Origin of the sequence: Blautia acetica (assembly GCF_038739805.1) — a bacterium.
Taxonomy (GTDB): Bacteria; Bacillota; Clostridia; order Lachnospirales; family Lachnospiraceae; genus Blautia.
Genome location: NZ_JBBEWO010000012.1, coordinates 35,569 through 50,221, shown reverse-complemented (window position 1 = coordinate 50,221; position 14,653 = coordinate 35,569). Strand labels below are relative to the sequence as shown.

9 protein-coding genes are annotated in these 14,653 nt (G+C 44.9%); 7 read left to right on the top strand and 2 right to left on the bottom strand.

Annotated elements, in window-relative coordinates:
• Positions 1 to 4 precede the first annotated feature (4 nt).
• The 6 genes from WBS51_RS09360 (at position 5) to WBS51_RS09335 (ending at position 8,823) form a co-directional block, all read left to right on the top strand.
• Positions 5 to 1,513, top strand: coding sequence for a sugar ABC transporter ATP-binding protein (locus WBS51_RS09360; RefSeq protein ID WP_173750071.1), 1,509 nt, complete (start codon positions 5 to 7; stop codon positions 1,511 to 1,513).
• A gap of 18 nt (positions 1,514 to 1,531) precedes the next feature.
• Positions 1,532 to 3,187 carry an ABC transporter permease subunit gene (locus tag WBS51_RS09355; protein WP_291682869.1) on the top strand — a complete coding sequence of 552 codons (1,656 nt, stop codon included), beginning with the start codon at positions 1,532 to 1,534 and terminating at the stop codon, positions 3,185 to 3,187.
• A 116-nt stretch (positions 3,188 to 3,303) separates the two neighbouring features.
• Positions 3,304 to 4,914 (top strand): response regulator, encoded by a 1,611-nt coding sequence (locus tag WBS51_RS09350; protein WP_173750073.1) that lies wholly within the window; start codon positions 3,304 to 3,306, stop codon positions 4,912 to 4,914.
• A 22-nt stretch (positions 4,915 to 4,936) separates the two neighbouring features.
• Positions 4,937 to 6,772 carry a cache domain-containing sensor histidine kinase gene (locus tag WBS51_RS09345; protein WP_302702780.1) on the top strand — a complete coding sequence of 612 codons (1,836 nt, stop codon included), beginning with the start codon at positions 4,937 to 4,939 and terminating at the stop codon, positions 6,770 to 6,772.
• Positions 6,759 to 7,733 (top strand): substrate-binding domain-containing protein, encoded by a 975-nt coding sequence (locus WBS51_RS09340; RefSeq protein ID WP_173750075.1) that lies wholly within the window; start codon positions 6,759 to 6,761, stop codon positions 7,731 to 7,733. Before WBS51_RS09345 ends, WBS51_RS09340 begins: the two co-directional genes overlap by 14 nt.
• 37 nt (positions 7,734 to 7,770) lie before the next feature.
• Positions 7,771 to 8,823 (top strand): galactose ABC transporter substrate-binding protein, encoded by a 1,053-nt coding sequence (locus WBS51_RS09335; protein WP_294461044.1) that lies wholly within the window; start codon positions 7,771 to 7,773, stop codon positions 8,821 to 8,823.
• Positions 8,824 to 8,903: 80 nt separating this feature from the next.
• Here WBS51_RS09335 and WBS51_RS09330 read toward each other — a convergent pair whose 3' ends face one another.
• Positions 8,904 to 10,478, bottom strand: a complete 1,575-nt coding sequence (locus WBS51_RS09330) for a glycoside hydrolase family 43 protein (RefSeq protein ID WP_291682898.1) — start codon at positions 10,476 to 10,478, stop codon at positions 8,904 to 8,906.
• A gap of 207 nt (positions 10,479 to 10,685) precedes the next feature.
• Here WBS51_RS09330 and WBS51_RS09325 point away from each other — a divergent pair, with 207 nt between their 5' ends.
• The gene (locus tag WBS51_RS09325; protein ID WP_173750078.1) at positions 10,686 to 11,828 is read left to right on the top strand and encodes a polysaccharide deacetylase family protein; all 1,143 of its coding nucleotides are present in this window, start codon (positions 10,686 to 10,688) and stop codon (positions 11,826 to 11,828) included.
• Between the two features lie 83 nt (positions 11,829 to 11,911).
• Here the strand turns inward: WBS51_RS09325 and adhE are convergent, their stop codons facing one another.
• Entirely contained in the window at positions 11,912 to 14,530 is a 2,619-nt protein-coding gene (gene adhE, locus WBS51_RS09320) for a bifunctional acetaldehyde-CoA/alcohol dehydrogenase (RefSeq protein ID WP_173750079.1), read from the bottom strand.
• Positions 14,531 to 14,653: the final 123 nt, after the last annotated feature.

The window sequence follows — 14,653 nt, the reverse complement described above, 5'->3', positions numbered from 1 at the left end:
AAGAATGGCAGATAAGAAAGATGAAGTTGTCTTATCCATACGCAATATGAGTAAGTCCTTTGGACGAAACCGGGTTCTTGACCATATTAACCTGGATTTGAAACGGGGAACCGTTATGGGGCTTATGGGTGAAAACGGTGCCGGTAAGTCAACAATGATGAAATGTCTTTTTGGAACTTATCAGAAAGATGAAGGAAAAATCACTCTGGACGGCAGAGAAGTCAGTTTCTCCGGGCCGAAAGATGCTCTGGAAAACGGAATTGCCATGGTTCATCAGGAGTTGAACCAGTGTCTGGAAAGAAATGTTATGGATAATCTTTTCCTGGGACGTTATCCCGTGAATTCCATGGGGGTTATCGATGAAGGAAGAATGAAAAAAGAAGCTTCTGAACTTTTCAGAAAGCTGGGCATGACTGTAAATCTGACGCAGCCTATGCGCAATATGTCAGTATCCCAAAGACAGATGTGTGAAATTGCAAAGGCGATTTCCTATAATGCGAAGGTAATTGTTCTTGATGAACCGACTTCTTCTCTGACTGTACAGGAAGTCGATAAGTTGTTTGAAATGATGAGAATGTTAAAAGAACAGGGAATTTCTCTGATTTATATTTCTCATAAAATGGACGAAATCTTTGAGATTTGTGATGAGATTTCCGTACTCCGAGATGGTAATCTGGTTATGACAAAGAGTGCCAAAGACACGGATATGAATGAACTGATTGCAGCTATGGTTGGACGTTCTTTGGAAAACCGGTTTCCACCGGTAGATAACCAGCCAAAGGATGTAATCTTATCCATACAGCACCTGTCCACAAAATTTGAACCTCATCTGCAAGACATCAGTTTTGACGTAAGAGAGGGAGAAATTTTCGGACTTTATGGCCTGGTAGGCGCAGGTCGTACAGAACTTCTGGAAACGATTTTCGGTATTCGTACCAGAGCGGCAGGACGTGTTTACTTTAACAAGAAACTAATGAACTTCAACAGCGCAAAAGAAGCAATGGACCATGGTTTTGCCCTGATTACAGAGGAAAGAAAGGCGAATGGTCTGTTTCTGAAGTGTGATTTGACGTTTAACACAACGATTGCAAATCTGCCGCAGTATAAAACCGGCCTGGCTCTTTCCGATGCCAAGATGGTAAAGGCAACCGCCAACGAAATTAAAATTATGCATACGAAATGTATGGGACCGGATGATATGATTTCCAGTCTGTCCGGCGGTAATCAGCAGAAAGTTATTTTCGGAAAATGGCTGGAACGCAGCCCTCAGGTGTTCATGATGGACGAACCTACCCGAGGAATCGACGTTGGTGCAAAATATGAAATTTATGAGCTGATTATTCAGATGGCAAAACAGGGAAAAACAATTATCGTTGTTTCTTCGGAAATGCCTGAAATTCTGGGTATCACAAACCGTATCGGCGTTATGTCAAACGGACATCTCTCCGGTATTGTGAATACAAAAGAAACAAATCAGGAAGAACTCTTAAGACTCAGCGCAAAATACCTATAATAAGGGAGAAGAATGGATATGGCGAACGGAAATAGTAATATCCTTACAGCTGAACAGGAAATGAAACTGCGTCAGCCAATCGAGGATTATGTTGGTAAAATTCAGAAAAAAATTGACAGCCTGAGGGCTGACGGTACGGATAAAATCGTAGAGCTCCAAAACTTAATGGACAGCATTAAAAGAGACCGTACCCTTACAAAAGGAGAAAAGGAAAGCAGGCTTGCAAAATGTAAAACAGAGTTGGAAGCAGCAAAAGCAGTGGAAGCAAAGCATAAAGACGAAGTTTCTAAACTGATTGCAGATGCTGAAAATTATTTGAAAGAGCATTTTGATAAGGATTATTATCAGGCTGTAAAAGCCAGCTGTGCGGCAGAAAAAGCAGCAGCCAAAGCTCGCTATCAGAAAAAAGTGGCAGAGCTGGAAAAAGAACATAAAGCAGCTGTGGCAAAGCTTTCCGATCATCAGGAAATTAAAGACGAAAACTATGTTTATAAAAACAGGCTCTTTGACGCAAAGATGACCATGGAAAAAGAATTCCAGGAAGCAAAAGACAGAAGACATGCGGCGTATTCTTATAAGTTTCACTTAATTGATTTGCTGCGTATGTCCAAGTTTACTTTTATAGAAGCGAGAGCACAGAAATGGGAAAACTACAAATATACCTTTAACCGCAGAACGTTCCTTTTGCAGAACGGTTTGTATATTGCCATTCTGTTGATATTCGTTGCACTGTGTATTATTACGCCGATTGTTAAAGGTTCACCACTTTTGACTTACAACAATGTGTTAAATATTCTTCAGCAGGCTTCCCCTCGTATGTTCCTTGCGTTAGGTGTAGCAGCGTTAATCCTTTTAGCTGGTACAGACCTTTCTATCGGACGTATGGTTGGTATGGGTATGACAGCCGCAACGATTATTATGCATCAGGGTGTGAACACAGGTGGTGTGTTCGGGCATATTTTTGACTTCACAGGTATGCCGGTTATAGCCAGAGTGATTTTGGCCTTGGTGGTTTGTATTTTGTTATGTACTTTCTTTACAACCATAGCAGGTTTCTTTACAGCGAAGTTTAAAATGCACCCGTTTATTTCTACCATGGCAAACATGCTGGTAATCTTCGGTCTTGTTACTTATGCAACAAAGGGTGTGTCCTTCGGTGCTATTGAAGCTACAATTCCAAATATGGTAATTCCGAAAGTAAACGGCTTCCCGACTATTATTCTGTGGGCTGTTGCAGCTATTGCCATTGTGTGGTTTATCTGGAATAAAACAACGTTTGGTAAAAATCTGTATGCAGTAGGCGGAAACCCGGAAGCTGCATCTGTATCCGGTATTTCCGTATTCGGTGTAACAGTAGGCGCTTTCGTTATGGCTGGTGTTCTTTATGGATTTGGTTCCTGGCTGGAATGTATCCGAATGGTTGGTTCCGGTTCTGCAGCTTATGGACAGGGCTGGGAAATGGACGCTATCGCAGCCTGCGTGGTAGGTGGCGTATCCTTTACGGGTGGTATTGGTAAAATCTCCGGTGTCGTAGTCGGTGTATTTATCTTTACAGCGCTTACTTATTCCCTGACAATCCTTGGTATTGACACGAACCTGCAGTTCGTATTCTCAGGTATCATTATCCTTGTAGCCGTTACACTGGACTGTCTGAAATACGTTCAGAAGAAATAGGCGGAAGGTTTAAAAAGACATTATTCATAAGAAGATTTTCAAAAGAGTCAGATGCGGGTCTGGCTCTTTTATGTTATAATAATGCAAAAAGATGAGTGAAAATACGGAGAAGGAAAATGGATACATATACAGTACTTTTGGTAGATGATGAAGAAGAAGTCATTCAGGTGATTATGCGAAAGATTAACTGGGAGGGGTTGGGATTTTCTGTTATCGGATATGCCAATAATGGTGTGAAAGCACTGGAAATGGTGGAAGAATTTCAGCCGGATGTGGTGATGACGGATATTAAAATGCCCTACATGGACGGCATGGAACTGGCGGGACATATCAAAGCCGATTATCCGGCTACCAAGCTGCTTCTTTTTACCGGGTTTGATGAATTTGAATATGCCAAAGAAGCCGTCCATCTGGAAGTGGAGGAGTATATTCTGAAACCGGTGAATTCTGTGGAACTGACGAATGTGTTTACCCAGTTGAAGATAAAGCTGGACCAGGAAATCGGCGAAAAGCGAAATGCAGAATCCTTAAAAAAATATTATATGGATTCTCTGCCGCTTCTGCAGGCGAATTTTTATGCAACTTTGCTGGAGGGGCGGATTCGTGAAGAGGAACTGGATCGCTATCTTTCTGATTACCAGATTTCTCTTTCGGGCCCTTTTTTCTGCTGTCTTGTGATTCATACTTCATCGTCCCAGATACCGGAAGATATGAATCCGCTGCTTCTGGCGGCTTCCGTGGAAAAGCAGGCCAAGGAATATCTGGGGGAAAAGTGGAGAGCCAGGTGTTTCTCTTATCTGGGGAAAACCATTTTGATTGCCCAGTTGTCCGGAGAAAATGAAATGTCTGAACTGACGGATGACAGCGACCGTTTTTGCCGGTACGCACACCGGATTATCGGCGCCAATGTAACTGTGGGAATCGGCCAGGTGTGCGGAAGTATTCTGGAACTGTCCCAGTCTTACAGCAGCGCCAGAGAAGCCATTTCCTACCGGGTGCTCTACGGAACTTCCAGAGCCATTAATATTCAGGAAATTGCTCCACATGAGAGGAATAACCCGGGTTCCAGCCACGAAGGGGAACTGTCCCACCTGTTTAAAACCATTCGTCTGAACGAGCCGCCGGAAATCGCCCAGGCAGTCCATGAGTATCTTGGCAGCATTTCCTTTAAGGAAAAATCCCTGCAGCAGCACCACCTGGACGTCATGGAACTTCTCAGCGAATTCTGCCGGTTTGCGGCAAACAATGATATTGTACTGGGAGAACTGTCAAAAGATATGGGAAAACTATACGGCAGAGTTCTGGACATGGGACCGGATACGCTGGAAAAGTGGCTGGTAAACATCAGTGTTTCTCTTCACGAAAAACTGTTGAATGCCCGGACAAAGTCTACCAAATCCTTTGTGGAAAAGGCAAAAGATTATGTGCACAACAATTATGTGAACGAAGAACTTTCTCTGGACCGTATCTGTGAAGTGCTGGGAGTCTCCAATTCTTATTTTTCTACCATTTTTAAAAAGGAGACAGGGAAGTCCTTTATTGGCTACCTGACGGATTATCGCATGGACAGAGCATCCCGGCTTTTGTTGGAGACAAACGAAAAGAGTTATATTATAGGGAAGAAAGTGGGATATACGGACCCCAATTATTTCAGTTATGTGTTTAAACGGCGGTTCGGAGTATCGCCTTCCAAGTACAGAACGGAGTACAGAGAAAGTGAAAAATAAGTATTTCAGACAACTGAAAAAAATGAAGCCAAAGGAAATTCAGACCACCATTATGCTGGCTTCTTCCGTGGTGTCGATTTCCATTATGCTGATTCTGGGAGTGGTTCTGTATCTGCGGTTTTCCAATTCTGCCAGGGCGGAAACCATAAACAGTACACAGAAGCTGATGGAGCAGACTGGGGAGAACCTGGAAGAATATCTGATGAGCATGCGGCAGATTTCCGATGCGGTTTATTACAACGTGGTAAAGGAAAATGATTTTGAGAAGAATAAGCAGGATATTCAAAGCGGAATGAATCTCTTGTACGAGGCAAACAAAGAAAAACTCAGAAGTATTGCCATATATAACAACTACGGAAGCCTTATGGCGGCGGAACCGGTGGCCTCCCAGAAGGAAGACCCGGACGTGACCAGCCAGGACTGGTATCAGAAGGCCATGGAGGAAATGGAAAATATGCATTTTTCCACACCTCATATTCAGAATTTGTTCAATGACACAACACACCGTTATTATTGGGTGGTTTCTTTAAGCCGCGTGGTAGAATTGACAGACCAGGGAGTTCCACAGGCAGGTGTACTTTTGGTAGATATGGATTTTTCCAGTATTTCTCGTATGATGAAGCAGATTAATGAAGTGAACAACGGGCAGTATTATTATCTGTGCGACAGCAGCGGTGAAATTGTCTATCACCCCAGGCAGATACAAATCAGCGACGGAATTTGCGAAGAAAACAGCAAACGGGCAGCGACCTACAAAGACGGCGTTTATGACGAGGCTTTTCAAGGGGAAAACCGGAAAGTGGTGGTAAATACCATCAGTTATACCGGATGGAAACTGGTAGGAGTGATTCCCTATTCTACGTTTAATCACGGCATGGTAAATCTCCGTTATTTTGCGGCTATGATGATTCTGTTGATGACCATGATGCTGGTGGTGATTAACCGGGTGGTTTCCCTTAGGATTTCCAGCCCGATTTTGAAACTGAATCAATCGGTGCGGAAGTATGAAGCAGGGGAGAAACCGGAAATTTACATTGGCGGTTCTCAGGAAATCCGTCATCTGGGGTATTCCATTCAGAAGTCTTATGAACAGATTGATGAACTGATGAAGGAAATTGTCCTGGAACAAAATGAGAGAAGAAAGAGTGAATTAGACGCCTTGCAGGGCCAGATTCATCCCCATTTTCTGTACAATACGCTGGAATCCATTACCTGGATGATAGAGGGAGAACGGAACGATGAGGCGGTCTTTATGATTTCCCAGCTGGCCAGACTGTTTCGTATCAGTCTTTCTAAGGGCAGAACCGTGATTTCCGTAAAAGATGAACTGCAGCATGCGCAGAGCTATATGAATATACAGAAGGTCCGGTATAAAAACTCTTTTTCTGTGACCTTTGATGTGGAGGAAGAGTTGTATTCCTATTGTACAGTTAAGCTGATTCTGCAGCCCATACTGGAGAATGCTATTAATTATGGCGTGGGCAATATGGAAGACGGCGGAGAAATCCGGATAACCGGAAGGCGTGAAGGAGACTTGATTGTTCTGGCTGTTTCCGATAACGGGCTTGGTATGTCAGAGGAGGAAGTGGCTCTTGTACTGACGGACAGTAACCGGATTCACAAGCACGGCTCCGGGGTAGGACTGGTGAATGTCAACAGCCGTATCCAGATTCTCTTTGGAAAGGAATACGGGCTTGTGGTGGAAAGTGAACCGGATGAGGGAACCCGGGTTTCCATACACATTCCGGCTGTCCCTTATACAGAAGAAAATCGCAGGATACTGGAGATGGGACATATGATGAGCCGGGAAGAAATCGTAGACAGGAAAGTACAGGGACAAAGCAATGAAAAAGGATAAGAAGATGTTTATTCTGATACAGGCAGTTCTGAGCCTGCTGGTGATTCTGCTGGTGGTTGTCATGCTGCGGGAGCAAAGTGGAAAAGAGCAGTATCAGGTGTCTGTGATTGTGGAAAACTCAGACGACAATCAGTGGTCTGCCTTTAAATACGGATTGAAAATGGCAGCAGAGGACAGAGGGGCAGAAATGTTTATGGTCAGCACAGGGGCGGTGCTCACCCCGGAGGAAGAAAAAAAGCTGATAGAACAGGAAGTGAAAAACGGCGCAGACGCTGTGATTGCAGAGCCCGTTCCCGGCACAGACCCAGCGAAACTGCTGAAGGAAGTTCAGGGGAAAATTTCGGTTATGCTGGTGGGAGGAGAATTGCCCAAAAGTGAAAAGCGCAGGGGATTTCCGGTGGTTCGGGCAGATGATTATGCAATGGGACAGGCTTTGGCAGAAGAACTGTTAAAGGATTACGACGGAAAGCTGAATGGAAAAAGTCTTGGTATGATAGGCGGGCGGAGAGACTCACAAAGTATCCGGAACCGGGAGGAAGGATTTACAGAAACCTTAAAGGAAACAGGGGTGGAAGTCCTCTGGTCTGGTATGAAAAATCCGGAGGAAAATATTAAGGCTTTTCTGGAAAGCCAGCCGGAGGTGGATTTTGTGATTGCGTTTGATGATGACAGTCTGACTGCGGCGGGAGAATGTGGAGAAGCCAATAATCTCCACGGGGCTCTTGTGTATGGAATCGGCAATTCCACAGAAGCGGTTTATTATCTGGATGTGGGAACGGCAGAATGTGTGGTTGTGTCAGATGCCTTTTATGCAGGATACCAAAGTCTGACAGGACTTATGAACGGAATGGAGAATTCCTTCCGCAATTATGAAGAACCACAGATTTCTTATACGGTTATGAGGAGAGAAAATCTGTTTTCCAAAGAGAATCAGGATATTCTGTTTACTATGAGTCAGTAAAGGACGGGAAAACGGAGAAGAAATGCGGAGGTAAAGCATGAGAAAGAACAAAAGAAGGGCAGCGGGAATGCTCCTGGCTTTTGCAGCGCTGTTTCTGGGCGGCTGTAAGGAGGGGGAGTCAGAGGCGCCGGATAAACTTCATGTGGGAGTTGCTTCTTATAATCAGAGTGATACCTATATGAATGCCCTGATTGGAAGGTTTAAAGAAAATATGAATGAATTGGGCAGCGACAGGCTGGAAGTAACCGTAACGGTCCGGGACGCGGCTGGTCTGCAGAAGACGCAGAATGACCAGGTGGAAGAAATGATAGATGAGGGGTGCAATGTACTCTGTGTAAACCTGGTGGACCGGGCAGACCCGTCGGAGATTATTGATTTGGCCAGAGAAAATGACGTGCCGATTATCTTTTTTAACAGAGAGCCGGTGGCGGAAGACCTGCACCAGTGGGAACATCTGTATTATGTAGGAGCGGATGCCAGACAGTCCGGCATATTGCAGGGAGAACTGGCGGTTGACCTTATCAAGGAGGACGACCGTATTGACAAGAATAAGGATGGAAAAATCCAGTATGTGGTTCTGGAAGGAGAAATGGGACACCAGGATGCAATTATCCGCACAGAAAATGCAGTGAATACGCTGAAACAGAATGGCGTTGAAGTGGAAAAACTCAGCTGCAAAATCGCAAACTGGAACCGGGCACAGGCACAGAACAGAATGGAGCAGATAATAGGAGAGTATCAGAACAAAATAGAACTGGTTCTGGCCAACAATGACGACATGGCCCTGGGCGCTGTGGATGTGTATAAGAAGTTGAATTATACATCTTCGGCCTTGCCTGTGTTTTTTGGAATCGACGGTACGGATGTGGGACTGGAAGCTGTCAAAAAGGGAGAATTGCAGGGCACTGTATATAACGACAAAGAAGGCCAGGCTGAAGTCATGGCAAAGCTGGCGGCAGCTCTGATTACAGGCCAGAGTATGGAAGAGATTCCCTTTGAAAATGACAGGTATGTGTACCTGCCTTATCACAAAGTGAGCGATGAGAATATAGAACAATTTTCGGAGAAATCCATGGAACTGTCGCAATAAGAAGAAAGAACAGCCCCATGGCACGGCAATCCTGTATAAAGATTCTGATTGCCGTGTCATGGGGCGCTTTTTATGAGAGATTATTCCCCCTGGTAAGTAAACCAGTCAAAATCGGCGAAAGCCAGGGAATCTCTGTGGTTGGCGCTGGCGTACATACCCAGATAAGTACCGGTGAAGCCATTGTTTACATCGGAACTTAAAAGCACACCATCTGCGCAGAGGACCAGAGGAAGCATTTCCTGTTCCTCATATCCGTAGTAAAAAGAATACGTATCGGTATGTCCCTGTACACTGAGATAAAGGCGGGAGGATTCTTTGATTTCCTGTTCTTTTTTCAGGCTTCGGATTCCATTTCGGGTTTCCCAAAGCTGCAGGAAAGTCTTTCCCTGTTTTTTACGCATCGTCATAAGATAGTGGAAACGGTCATCCTGTACCAGAGCTAAGCCCGCCTCCTGAAAATCGGTTTCAGGCGAAAATTCCATAGCAGTTTTGGCCAGGAAATTTTTGTGCTGTTGTCTTCTGCCCACAAAAGCAGGGGTACAGATTTCTTCCATAACTTCAGGCCTTGTATAGAGCCGCAGAAATCCTTTGCGCTCAGTCAGGGAATACAGTGTCTGCAAGGGGGGATGAATGGTGTTCCACTGCATTTGCAGCACAGGGCTTTCAAAGTTATCAGAGGCAGGTAAGGGAGGATAAATGGTTTCCGGGAGTCTGGGCAGTCGTTCCCGTTCATTTACCATACCGTTTGCATTGTCAATTCTGGGCCAGCCGTCTTCGTCCCAGACCATGGGAATCATGAAGGTTTCCCGGCCGATGTTATAGTGTCCGCCTGTGTAGGGGCGCACAGCCAGCAGAACCATCCACCATTCCCCGTTCTGGGTATCGGTAATGTCCGCATGTCCTGTGACGGCAATGGGGATTTCCAGGGGAAGATGTCTGTGAGATACGATGGGGTTTCGCGGGCAGATTTCATAATCCCCATCAATGGTACGGCAGCGGGCCATCTGCACACTGTGGTTGATAAAGGTACCGCCTTCTGCAACCAGCAGGTAATACCAGCCGTCTTTTTTGTAAATATGGGGCGCTTCAATCCAACGGCTGTAGGTTTTCTTTCCGTCCCAGATAATGCGGCGTTCTCCTTTAAACTGCAGGGTGACAGGGTCCAGTTCGTTTAAGTAAATGCCATGGTGGCCTTCATAGAGACATTCGCTGCTGATGAAATTTCCCACATACCATACAGAGCCGTCATCGTCAAAGAACAGGCTGGAATCAATACCGTCAGCGCCCTCTACAAAGACGGGGTCACTCCAGGGGCCGGCTGGATTTTTTGCAGTGATGATATAGTTGTCACGGTCTGCCTCTCTGCCTTTGGAAACAAAGGTATTGATGATGTAAAAGGTACCGTTGTGATAACGGATAGAGGGCGCCCAGAGTCCTTCGGAAGTCTCACAGTTTTTGTAGTCTAACTGGTCGGGGCGGTGGATTCCGTGTCCGATTTGTTCCCAGTGCACCAGGTCTTTGCTGTGGAAAATGGGAAGGCCCGGAAAGTACACAAAGGAAGAGGTTACCATGTAATAGTCCTCGCCTACCCGGCAGATAGAAGGATCCGGATAAAAGCCGGGCAGCAGGGGATTGGAAAAAGTTTTTTCTGGCATTGTAAAAGTTCTCCTTGTTTTGAATTTCTACCTTGATTATAGAAAGAAATCCTGCGGTGGTCTACGAAAAAATTGCTTTTTTCTGTGCAAAAAGAAAGTTGAAACAAACTGGAGAAAAAAAGGAAAATTTGTCGAAAATTACCTATACAAGTACCGGAGGGTTGTGTATAATAAAAGTATATCAGAAACAGGAGAAAGGAGCGGATTATGGGACAACCATTCGATGAAATAGACGAAGAAGAGTACGAAAGACGAAGACGGGCATTAATTATGCGCAAACGGCAGGAGAAAATTCGGCAGATGAAAATTCGGAAGCTGACACGGTTGGTTATTATGGCGGTTCTTTTGGTAACCGTGGTTGTGGCAGCAGGAACGGGAATTACCAAATTAGCCGGAGGCGGAGACAAAAAGGAACCATCTAAAATTACCCAGGAGGTACAGGCTGACACAGAAAAGGGGGAGACGGAAACATCAGCGGCAAAACAGCCGGTCATGAGTTCCTCGGACATTGAAAAGCTGGCCTCTGATACCACGATTTTCGGCTGGCAGCAGGACGAAACTGGCAAATGGTATCGCAATGCAGACGGAACTTTTTATGAAAATGGCTGGAAAGAAATAGATGGTGCGCAGTACTATTTTGATGAAAACGGTTATGTAACTACCGGTTGGTTGGAACTGGACGGAAAAGATTATTATTTTGACGAGGAAGGAAAGTATGACAGCACGAAGGTTCGTCCTATGGTTGCACTGACTTATGATGACGGACCGGGACAGTACACAGAGAAGCTGTTGCAGTGTCTGCAGGAGAACAATGCCAAGGCTACCTTCTTTATGTTGGGAGAAAACGCAGAGAAGTATCCTGATATTGTGAAAGAACTGAAGGACGCAGGCATGGAATTGGGCAATCATACATATGACCATCAGATTCTTACCAGTCTCTCTCAGGACCAGATAAGCAGTGAAATCAGTAAAGCCAATGAAGCAATTCAAAACGGTGCGGGTGTTCCGGCAGATACGCTTCGTCCGCCGGGAGGAAGCTGTAATGAAACCGTACAGCAGCTGGCAAATATGCCTATTATCAAATGGAGTTTAGATACCAAAGACTGGAAGACAAAGAGTGCAGATAAGACGTATCAGAAAGTAATGGATAACGTGCAGGACGGTTCTGTAGTCCTTATGCATGATATTCATGAGTGGTCTGTAGAAGCGTCTTTGCGCATGATTCCGGAACTGGTGGAAAAGGGTTACAAGCTGGTAACCGTACAGGAACTGGCAGAAGCCAAAGGAATTACTCTGGAAAACGGAAAAGTGTACTATTACTTTGGTGAAGGAACCCAGCAGGTGGAATAAAACAGTCTCGTTAGATTGTGAAATAGGAAAAAGGAGGAAACTGCCAATGGACGGCAGTTTCCTCCTTTTTCCTATGGTCTTTATCAGCCTTCATGATAAGCTTTCAGATACATTTCTTTTATCTCTTTCATAAGCGGATACCGTGGGTTGGCGCCTGTACACTGGTCATTGAAGGCATTTTCAACCATTTCGTCCAGAGTAGCCATAAAGTCTTCCTCGGTAACGCCATACTCTTTAATCGTTCTCTTGATTCCTACTTTTGCTTTCAGTTCAGCAATGGCTTTGATGAAGTTTTCAAATACTTCGTCATCGTTTTTGCCCTGAATACCAATGAAACGAGCCATTTCGCAGTATCTTTCCTTTGCATGCGGATATGGATACTGGGAGAAGGTTCCCATCTTCACCGGTGCCGGGTCTGCGTTGTAGCGCATCACATGCTCAATGAGCAGGGCATTTGCAATACCGTGAGGCAGGTGATGGTAAGCGCCTAATTTATGTGCCATGGAGTGGCATACACCCAGGAACGCATTGGAGAAGGCCAGACCTGCAAGGGTGGAAGCATTTGCCATTTTTTCTCTTGCAATAGGGTCATCTGCGCCTTTTTCGTAAGCGGAAGGCAGGTAGTCAAAGATTAATTTGGCTGCCTTTAAAGCCAGACCATCGGTGTAATCCGTAGCCATAATAGAAGCATAGGCTTCCAAAGCATGGGTCAGTGCGTCAATACCGGAAGCGCTGGTCAGTCCTTTTGGCTGTCCCATCATATAATCAGCGTCAATAATAGCCATGTTTGGCATTAATTCATAGTCTGCAATGGGCCATTTCGTTCCGGTTGTGGCGTCTGTAATGATCGCGAACGGTGTTACCTCAGAACCGGTACCGGAAGAGGTAGGAATAGCAACCATCATAGCTTTTACACCCATTTTTGGGAATACGTAAACTCTCTTTCGGATATCCATGAAATCCATAGCCAAATCTTCAAAATTGCATTCCGGATGTTCGTACATCAGCCACATGATTTTAGCAGCATCCATAGCAGAACCGCCGCCCAGGGCAATAATGGTGTCAGGAGCAAAGGCTGTTAATTTTTCCAGACCTTTCTGAGCGCACTGCAGTGTAGGATCCGGGGCAACTTCAAAGAAGCAGTCATAAGTAATTCCCATTTCATCCAGTTTGTCTGTGATTGGTTTGGTGTAACCATTGTTATATAAGAAAGTATCGGTAACAATAAAGGCTTTTTTCTTGCCGTATACGTTTTTCAGTTCATCTAAGGCAACAGGCAGGCAGCCTTTTTTGAAGTAAACTTTTTCCGGTGTTCTGAACCAAAGCATGTTTTCTCTCCTTTCGGCAACGGTCTTCACGTTCAACAGGTGTTTCACTCCTACGTTTTCAGAAACAGAGTTTCCACCGTAAGAACCACAGCCAAGAGTCAGGGAAGGTGCCAGCTTGAAGTTGTATAAGTCACCGATACCGCCGTGTGCAGAAGGTGTATTTACCAGAATACGGCAGGTCTTCATACGGTCAGCAAATTTGTTCAGCTTTTCTGTCTGCGATGGGTGCAGATAGATAGAAGCAGTATGTCCGTAGCCGCCGTCTTTTACCAGCTGGTCAGCCATATCCAGGGCGGTATCGAAGTCTTTTGCTTTGTAAAGAGCCAGAACCGGTGACAATTTTTCATGGGCAAAAGGTTCGGAAATATCTACGGAAGTTACTTCACCAATGAGAATCTTGGTATCAGAGGGAACAGCAACACCTGCCATTTCCGCAATGACTGCCGCAGGCTGTCCGACGATTTTAGCGTTTACTGTGCCGGCTTCTGTAAGGATGATTTTCCGTACTTTATCCAGTTCTTCTTTGTTCAGTACATGGCAGCCGCGTTTGATAAATTCAGCTTTTACTTTATCATAAATATCAGCCAGAGCTGTTACAGACTGTTCGGAAGCACAAATCATACCATTGTCGAAAGTCTTGGAATGAATAACGGAATATACCGCTGTCTGAATGTCACAGGAACTGTCCATAATAACCGGTACGTTTCCAGGACCTACGCCGATAGCCGGTTTGCCGGAGGAATACGCAGCCTTTACCATGCCCGGGCCGCCTGTAGCTAAAATAACATCAACAGATTTCATTAATTCATTGGAAAGTTCAATGGTGGGTTCTTCAATGCAGCCGATAATGCCTTCCGGTGCCCCTGCTTTTACAGCAGCTTCCAGAACGATTCTTGCAGCCTCTGCAGTACATTTTTTTGCACGGGGATGAGGGCTGATAAGAATGGCATTTCTGGTCTTTAAGCAGATAAGGCACTTAAAGATTGCGGTGGAGGTTGGATTGGTAGTTGGGATAACTGCGCCTACAACTCCTACAGGCTCTGCGATTTTCTTAATTCCATAGGAGGTATCCTGCTCGATGACGCCGCAGGTTTTCACTCTTTTATAAGTGTTGTATGTATATTCTGCCGCATAGTGGTTTTTGATAACCTTATCTTCCAGCACACCCATACCTGTCTCTTCACAAGCCAGTCTTGCAAGAGGAATACGCATTTTGTTGGCAGCCATAGCCGCTTCAAAAAAGATTTTGTCCACCTGCTCCTGGGTGAATGTGGCAAATTTTTTCTGGGCTTCTCTCATAGAAGAGATTTTAGCCTGAAGAGCCTCGACACTGTTAATGGTTTCCGGTACTTTTGTTTCTGCTTTTTTAGCCATGGGAAATCCTCCTTAAATTAATTAAATAATAATTTTAATACAGTGTGTTGCAATAGCAGGAAGCATCTGATTTCCTGTTTTATTGATAAATATTTAACAAGTGTTGAGGCTATTATATCTCGT

Coding starts and splice junctions, on each gene's coding strand:
- WBS51_RS09360 (WP_173750071.1), top strand. CDS start 5: ATGGCAGATAAGAAAGATGAAGTTGTCTTATCCATACGCAATATGAGT.
- adhE (WP_173750079.1), bottom strand. CDS start 14,530: ATGGCTAAAAAAGCAGAAACAAAAGTACCGGAAACCATTAACAGTGTC.
- WBS51_RS09340 (WP_173750075.1), top strand. CDS start 6,759: ATGAAAAAGGATAAGAAGATGTTTATTCTGATACAGGCAGTTCTGAGC.
- WBS51_RS09345 (WP_302702780.1), top strand. CDS start 4,937: ATGAAGCCAAAGGAAATTCAGACCACCATTATGCTGGCTTCTTCCGTG.
- WBS51_RS09355 (WP_291682869.1), top strand. CDS start 1,532: ATGGCGAACGGAAATAGTAATATCCTTACAGCTGAACAGGAAATGAAA.
- WBS51_RS09335 (WP_294461044.1), top strand. CDS start 7,771: ATGAGAAAGAACAAAAGAAGGGCAGCGGGAATGCTCCTGGCTTTTGCA.
- WBS51_RS09350 (WP_173750073.1), top strand. CDS start 3,304: ATGGATACATATACAGTACTTTTGGTAGATGATGAAGAAGAAGTCATT.
- WBS51_RS09325 (WP_173750078.1), top strand. CDS start 10,686: ATGGGACAACCATTCGATGAAATAGACGAAGAAGAGTACGAAAGACGA.
- WBS51_RS09330 (WP_291682898.1), bottom strand. CDS start 10,478: ATGCCAGAAAAAACTTTTTCCAATCCCCTGCTGCCCGGCTTTTATCCG.